Annotated in this window: 7 protein-coding genes and 1 riboswitch; of the genes, 2 read left to right on the forward strand and 5 right to left on the reverse strand. The window is 72.2% G+C overall.

The window, feature by feature from the left end; genetic code table 11:
• Positions 1 to 45: 45 nt before the first annotated feature.
• From pnuC to rpe, 5 genes are all read right to left on the reverse strand, one after another.
• On the reverse strand, positions 46 to 735 hold the full coding sequence (gene pnuC / locus ABZU74_RS31025; RefSeq protein WP_355431350.1) for a nicotinamide riboside transporter PnuC: 690 nt from the start codon (positions 733 to 735) through the stop codon (positions 46 to 48).
• Positions 735 to 1,379, reverse strand: a complete 645-nt coding sequence (locus tag ABZU74_RS31030) for a riboflavin synthase (protein WP_355431353.1) — start codon at positions 1,377 to 1,379, stop codon at positions 735 to 737. Before ABZU74_RS31030 ends, pnuC begins: the two co-directional genes overlap by 1 nt.
• Position 1,380: 1 nt before the next feature.
• Positions 1,381 to 2,442: a bifunctional diaminohydroxyphosphoribosylaminopyrimidine deaminase/5-amino-6-(5-phosphoribosylamino)uracil reductase RibD gene (gene ribD / locus ABZU74_RS31035; RefSeq protein ID WP_355431356.1), complete on the reverse strand. Its 1,062-nt coding sequence runs from the start codon at positions 2,440 to 2,442 to the stop codon at positions 1,381 to 1,383.
• 166 nt (positions 2,443 to 2,608) lie between these two features.
• Positions 2,609 to 2,779: riboswitch (FMN riboswitch) on the reverse strand.
• A 78-nt stretch (positions 2,780 to 2,857) separates the two neighbouring features.
• Positions 2,858 to 3,814, reverse strand: a complete 957-nt coding sequence (locus ABZU74_RS31040) for a response regulator (protein ID WP_030488416.1) — start codon at positions 3,812 to 3,814, stop codon at positions 2,858 to 2,860.
• A 1-nt stretch (position 3,815) separates the two neighbouring features.
• The gene (rpe, locus tag ABZU74_RS31045) at positions 3,816 to 4,496 is read right to left on the reverse strand and encodes a ribulose-phosphate 3-epimerase (protein WP_030335689.1); all 681 of its coding nucleotides are present in this window, start codon (positions 4,494 to 4,496) and stop codon (positions 3,816 to 3,818) included.
• Positions 4,497 to 4,750: 254 nt separating this feature from the next.
• Between rpe and ABZU74_RS31050 the strand changes: the two genes are divergently transcribed.
• Together ABZU74_RS31050 and ABZU74_RS31055 are read left to right on the forward strand one after the other, a co-directional pair.
• A complete protein-coding gene (locus ABZU74_RS31050) occupies positions 4,751 to 5,641 on the forward strand; it encodes a septum formation family protein (RefSeq protein ID WP_355431360.1) in 891 nt (296 codons plus the stop codon).
• A gap of 82 nt (positions 5,642 to 5,723) precedes the next feature.
• On the forward strand, positions 5,724 to 6,614 hold the full coding sequence (locus ABZU74_RS31055) for a septum formation family protein (RefSeq protein ID WP_355431363.1): 891 nt from the start codon (positions 5,724 to 5,726) through the stop codon (positions 6,612 to 6,614).
• The last annotated feature ends 109 nt before the right edge of the window (positions 6,615 to 6,723 follow it).

Consider the following 6,723-nt stretch of genomic DNA (forward strand, 5'->3'; position numbering starts at 1 on the left):
GAGCCACCACGGCGCTGGACCTGATGATTCGCTCGCTGCGCTCGCTCATGCGATGGCCTCCGTGTAGGTGGGCGTGCGGACGGTCGAAGGTCGGGTGGCGCGCGAGGTGCGCCACCAGGCGGCGAAGCCCCAGACGCAGAGGGCGCCGTAGATCAGGTACATGACGGCCGACGGGTAGAACCCGCCACGTAGCAGCAGCGGCACGCCGACGGCGTCCACCGCGATCCAGAGCAGCCAGAACTCCACCCAGCCGCGGGCCATGCCGTAGGTGGCCAGCAGGCTGCCGGTGAGGATCCAGGCGTCGGGCAGCGGGCCCCACGAGCCCAGCGCCTTGAGCAGCGGGTATGCCGCGGCAGTGCCGAGCACGGCGGCCACCAGCAGCAGCAGGCGCTCCCGTCCGGTGGCCCAGCGCGGGACGACCGCCGCCTGCCCGCCGTTCGCGCGACGGTTGCGCTGCCAGCGCCACCAGCCGTAGACGCTGACCGCGAAGAAGAACACCTGCCGGCCGGCCTGCCCGTACAGGTCGTGCTCCTGCGGAGTGGCGAACACCCCGCCGAGGAAGACGGTGAGCAGCAGCGCGTTGCCGATCATGCCGACCGGCCACGCCCAGACCAGCCGGCGCAGCCCGAGCAGCGCCGAGACCAGCCCGAACACGTTGCCGACGATCTCCCGGGCCAGCACCGGCGAGCCGGCTACCTGCACCTGGGCGTCGAGCAGCCAGGTGAGCGGGCCCATCAGGCCACCCCGCCCGGGTTCGCGGCCACCCTATGAGCGTCGGTGTCGGTGAGCCGGTCGCCGAGCAGCCGCTCGACGTACTTGGCCAGCACGTCGACCTCCAGGTTGACCGGGTCGCCGACGCCCTTCGCGCCGAGCGTGGTCAGCTTGAGCGTGGTCGGGATCAGCCCGACGGCGAACTCGTCCGCGCCGACTGCGGCCACTGTCAACGAGACACCGTCGATGGTGATCGAGCCCTTCTCCACCACGTAGCGGGACAGGGCGGCGGGCAGCCGGAACCGGAGGGTCTCCCACTGCTCGGCCGGCTCCCGGGAGATCAGTTCACCGACGCCGTCGACGTGGCCCTGCACCAGGTGCCCGCCGAGCCGGCTGCCGAGCGCGGCGGCCCGCTCCAGGTTGACCGGGTCGCCGGGGCGCAGCGCGCCGAGTGCGGAGCGGCGCAGCGTCTCCCCCATCACGTCGGCGGTGAAGACCCCGTCGGCCACCTCCACGACGGTCAGGCAGACACCGTTGACGGCGATCGAGTCGCCGTGTCGGGCGTCGGACGTGACCAGCGGGCCGCGTACGCCGAGCAGCGCCGAATCGCCCGCCGTGGGCGCGACCCGGACAATCTCGCCCAATTCCTCGATGATGCCAGTGAACATGTCAGCCCTCCCGTTTGCGGGGCAAAGCGGTGATCCGGAGATCCGGACCGACCTGCGTAACGTCGACGAACTCCAGATCGATGGCCTCAGCGATGGTGGTCACTCCCGCGTCGACCAGAGCGGTCGGGCCGGCGCCGAGCAACCGCGGCGCGACGTACCCGACGATCTTGTCGACCAGGCCGGCCCGCAGGAACGCGCCGGCCAGCCGGGGGCCGCCCTCCAACAGCACCGCGCGGACCCCGCGCTGGTGCAGCGCCGCGAGCAGCGCCGGCAGGTCGACCCGGCCGTCCGGGTCGGCGCCGACCTCGTCGGCGGTCGCGATCCACGTCCGCGCGGCGCCGTCGCGGACCTTGGCGTCAGCCGGGGTACGCCCCGAGCTGTCCACCACCACCCGCAGCGGCTGCCGGATGGCCAGGCTGCCGTCGCGCAGGTTGCGGGCGGTCAACCGCGGGTCGTCGGCGAGCACGGTGCCCACCCCGGCGATGACCGCGTCGACAGTGCCGCGCAGCGCGTGCACGTCGATCCGGGCCGCCTCCGAGGTGATCCACATGCTGCTGCCGTCGGCGGCGGCGGAGCGCCCGTCGAGCGTGGCCGCGTACTTCCAGATCACGTACGGCCAGCCCCGGCGCATCGAGGTCAACCACGCCACGTTGCCGGCCTCGGCCTCCTCGCCGCGTACCCCCAGATCGACCCGGACCCCGGCGGCGCGCAGGGTGGCGGCACCCCCGGAGGCGACCGGGTTGGGGTCGGGCACGGCGATGACCACCCGGCTCACCCCCGCCTGGACGAGCGCGGAACTGCAGGGGCCGGTGCGGCCGGTGTGATCGCAGGGTTCCAGAGTGACGACAGCGGTGCCGCCCTTGGCCCGCCGCCCGGCCTGCGCCAGCGCGACGATCTCGGCGTGCGGCCCGCCGGCGTACGCGTGGAAGCCCTCGCCGACGACCTCGCCGTCCTCGTCGAGCAGCACGCACCCCACGACCGGGTTGGGGCTGGTGGTGCCGAGCCCGCGCGCCGCCAACTCGATCGCACGCCGCATCGCCTCATCAACGGAGACGCTGGCCATCGCCCTGCCCCTGCCCTCTCACTCGCCGGTCCGCGCGCTGGCGGTCAGGGAGGCGGTGGCCATGGGGCCACGGGCAGGCGGTGGCGGATTCCGGGAACGGCAGAGCCGCCCCGGGGGGTCGGCACAGCACGCTGAAGCCAGCGGCCGGGTCGGACCCGTCCGTCCCGCGCGCTGTCTCCCATCCGGACTGTCTGGGCGCGGACGAACCGCCCCCAACCGTCGGCCCCGGATTTTCACCAGGTCCACCGGACGGCAGAGCCGTCCGGGTCGCGGGCTGACCACGGTTGGACCGTGGATCACCGCCGGTTCGGAATTTCACCGAGTCCCGCCAGCGCGTGGTGGGTACACGGGAAGTCTTACACGCCGATCCGGCTCCGCCGCTACCTAGGCGAGCTACTTCACAGCGGTATCACGCTCAGGTGACACCGCGACGCCGGTCCACCGCCACGTACGAACCCGGTTGACTCTTGGCCACCGTCTTCATCTCCGAGGCCATCGCGATCGCTTCGAGGGGGTCGGAGAACCGCTTGCCGGCGTCGGAGAGCGAGACCCCGATGGAGAGCGTGACCAGGGCCGCGCGCCGGATGTTGCCGCGGCGGTCCTTCAACTCGACGAAGCCGCGTTCCCGGTCGGTCGGGTCGTAGAGCGTGTCGGCGGCGTTCTCGAAGTCGACCACCGCCTGGGAGGTCAGCGGGCGCACCTGGTCCGGGGCGCAGACGATGACGAAGTCGTCACCGCCGACGTGGCCGAGGAAGGCCGGTGGCAGCCCGACGCCCACCACCGCGCGGTGCAGGCTGCGGGCCAGCGCGGAGATGAAGTCGTCGCCACGGACGAATCCGTACCGGTCGTTGACGCTCTTGAACCGGTCGATGTCGACGTACCCGACCGCGTAGTCCACTCCCTGTCGGACCCGGTCGCTGATCTCCCGGCGGATCCGGCTGTTGCCGGGCAGCCCGGTCAGCGGGGAGACCTCCCGGAACTCCTTGTTGCGGCGCAGCGTGGACGAGACCCGGGCCACCAGTTCGGCGGTGTCGAACGGCTTGACCAGGTAGTCGTCCGCGCCAGCGCTGAGCCCGTGCACCTTGTCGACGGTCATCCCCTTGGCCGTCAACATGATCACCGGAAGGGCGGAGGTCATCGGGTCGGCGCGCAGCCGCCGGGTCAGCTCCAGCCCGTCGATCCGGGGCATCATGAGGTCGACCACCGCGAGGTCCGGTCGCTGGCGCTCGATGACCTCCAGAGCCTCCTGGCCGTCGCTGGCGTGGATCACCTCGAAGCCGTGCAGCCGCAGGTTGAACTCGACGAAACGAGCGATGTCCGCGTCGTCGTCCACGACGAGAATGATGTCCTTACGGTCGGCCTCGGGCTCCACCTCAGGCCCCGGGAGCCGCGCGTTCCGCCAGTGCCCGCAGGTGCCGTACCGCCTCCGCCGGGTCGGCGGCCCCGTACACGGCGGTGCCGGCCACGAACGCGTCGGCGCCCGCAGCGGCCGCCTGTTCGATGGTGTCGGCGGCGATCCCACCGTCGACCTCGATGCGCAGCTCCAGGTGCCCGGCCGACACGTGCCGCCGGGCCGTGCGCACCTTCTCCAGCAGCTGCGGAATGAACCGCTGCCCACCGAAGCCCGCCTTGATCGTCATGATCAGCAGGGTGTCGAAGCTGGGCAGCAGGTCCAGGTAGGGCTCGATCGGAGTGTCCCGGTCGATGGCCAGGCCCGCCTTCGCGCCGGCCGAGCGCAGGTCCTTGGCCAACGCCACCGGGTCGTCGGACGCCTCCGCGTGGAAGGTGACGTTGTACGCCCCGGCGTCGGCGTACCCGGGGGCCCACCGGCGCGGGTCCTCGATCATCAGGTGCACGTCGAAGGGCATCGCCGTGACAGCCCGCAGGCTCTGCACCACGGGCAGCCCAATTGTCAGGTTCGGCACGAAGTGGTTGTCCATCACGTCGACGTGCAACCAGTCCGCGGCGTCCTCGACGGCACGGACCTCTTCGGCGAGGCGGGCGAAATCGGCGGCCAGAATGCTCGGCGCGACGATCGGCGGCGGTACGGTCACGGGGCCAGTGTACGAACGTGGCCACCCGCCACCCGCATCGCGCCACCTTCGGGGACGCGCTGTGATCCCGCAGTGACCAGTGGTGCAGAATTGGACGCTCCGGACCCCCGAATCCGGACGAACAGACATCAGCGACTGGCCGATCGACGGAAACGCGACGACACTCCAACCGGGACGGTGCCGTAGGCTGCACGCCCGCCGGAGTCTCGCCGCGAGGCGCGGTGACCGGCCGCCAGCTCCCGGGAGGGCGGACGATGCGACGGTGGCTTCCAGCGCTGGTGCTGGCCGGCGTCACCACGATGCTGCTGGTCGGCTGCGCGCCGGCGCGGGGCGCGGACGGCGACCTCACCGACGACTGGCCGACGCTGCGGGTGCCGAAGCCGTTCACCCCCGCCACCGACACCTGTCTGCCGCGGATCGCCACAGTGGTGCAGGCCAGCACGTACGAGACGGTGGACTGCGCGCGTAACCACCTGGCCGAGACCATCCACGTCGGCACCTTCGTCGGGCCCGACGCGCTGACCGAGGCCCGACCGGCACCCGGATCGTCGGCGCTGCGCACCGCTCGCGCCGAGTGCGACCAGCGGGCCCGGCAGGTGCTCGGCGGCGACTGGCACACGGCCCGACTCGCGCTCTCCCTCGCGCTGCCGTCAGCGCCCGCCTGGGCCGGCGGCGCCCGCTGGTTCCGCTGCGACCTCAGCGAGACCGGCAGCATCGACAACACCCGCCCGGTGAACCGCACCGGCAGCCTGCGCGGCGCGTTGATCGGCGACTCGCCCCTGACACACCGCTGCTTCGACCCCAAGCTGATCGGCGACAACCTCAACTACATGGCGCCGGTGCTCTGCACCGAGCCGCACCGCGCCGAGTTCGTGGGCGTCTACGAGGAACGGGACATGAGCTGGGCGGCGTTCGCCAAGTCCGCCGAGCAGGCGCACCGGCGCTGCATGGCGCTGATCGCCGACTACGCGGCGGTGCCCAACAACAGCGAGTTGCCGTACCGGGCCGGGTCCATCTACTACCCGCCGTCGCAGCGGGAGTGGGAGGAGGGCGACCGTGGAGTGCGCTGTTTCCTGTGGAGCGACGACCGGAAACTCAACCGCTCGATGCGCGGCGCCGGCCCCGAGGGACTGCCCGCGATCTGAGCATCGGTGCCGTATGCTGCTGCGCCGTGGCGCTACCGGCCGGCTGGGTCCGGTCGGGAGCCACCAGCGGCGGGAGGTCGGGATGCGACGGTGGTTGGTGGCGTTCGTCGGGAGTGGGGCACTCGTCCTGGCGCTGGCCGGGTGCGGCGCACCCGCCGGAGTCGACAGTGACCTCGTCGACGACTGGCCGGCGCCCGTCGCGGCGCAGCAGTTCGTCCCCGCCGCCGACGTCTGCCACCACAGTTCCCAGCAGGTCGGCTTCCTGAGCGGCTACAACCCGACGGCGTGCACCGAGGCGCACCGGGTGGAGACCATGCACGTCGGCACCCTCACCGGCCGGGGCGCCGAGGGCGGCACGCCCCCGCAACCCGGCTCGCCCGGCATGCGGGCCGCGCAGGCCGGGTGCGACACGGCGGTCAACAAGGCGGTGGGCGCCGACTGGCGTTCCGGGCGGCTCGGCCTGACCGTCGTGCTGCCGTCGCCGCAGGCCTGGTCGGGCGGGGCCCGCTGGTACCGCTGCGACGTCACCGAGATCGCCAGCATCGACGACACCGCTGTCGACCTGCGCACCGGCAGCCTCCGGGGCGCGTTGTCCGGGGCGGCCCCACTGGCGTACCGCTGCTTCAACCCGAAGCTGGTCAAGGACGACATCGAGGAGATGGTGCCGGTCTCCTGCACCGCCAAGCACCACGCCGAGTTCGTCGGCGTCTGGCAGGCGCCGGACACCAGCTACGCCGAGTTCACCCGCGGCACCAAGCGGACCCACCGGGCCTGCCAGACGATGATCGCCAAGTACGCCAAGGTCCCGGACAACTCGCAGCTCGACTTCCGCGCCGGAACGATCTTCTACCAGCCGTACGAGAGGGAGTGGCGCAACGGCAACCGGGGCGTGCAGTGCTTCCTCTGGATCTCCGACCGGAACCTGACCCGCTCGATGAAGAACGCCGGCACCAAGGGCCTTCCGGTCACCTGACCGCACGGCGTCCGGCCGGTCAGGTGACCGGCCCCCAGCCCGGGGCCGGAGAACCACCCCCCCTGACCCCGCGGGACAAAGCCACAGAACCCGAGGCGGGGGGCGGCGG

Source organism: Micromonospora sp. NPDC005171 (assembly GCF_040608575.1).
Lineage (GTDB): Bacteria > Actinomycetota > Actinomycetes > Mycobacteriales > Micromonosporaceae > Micromonospora.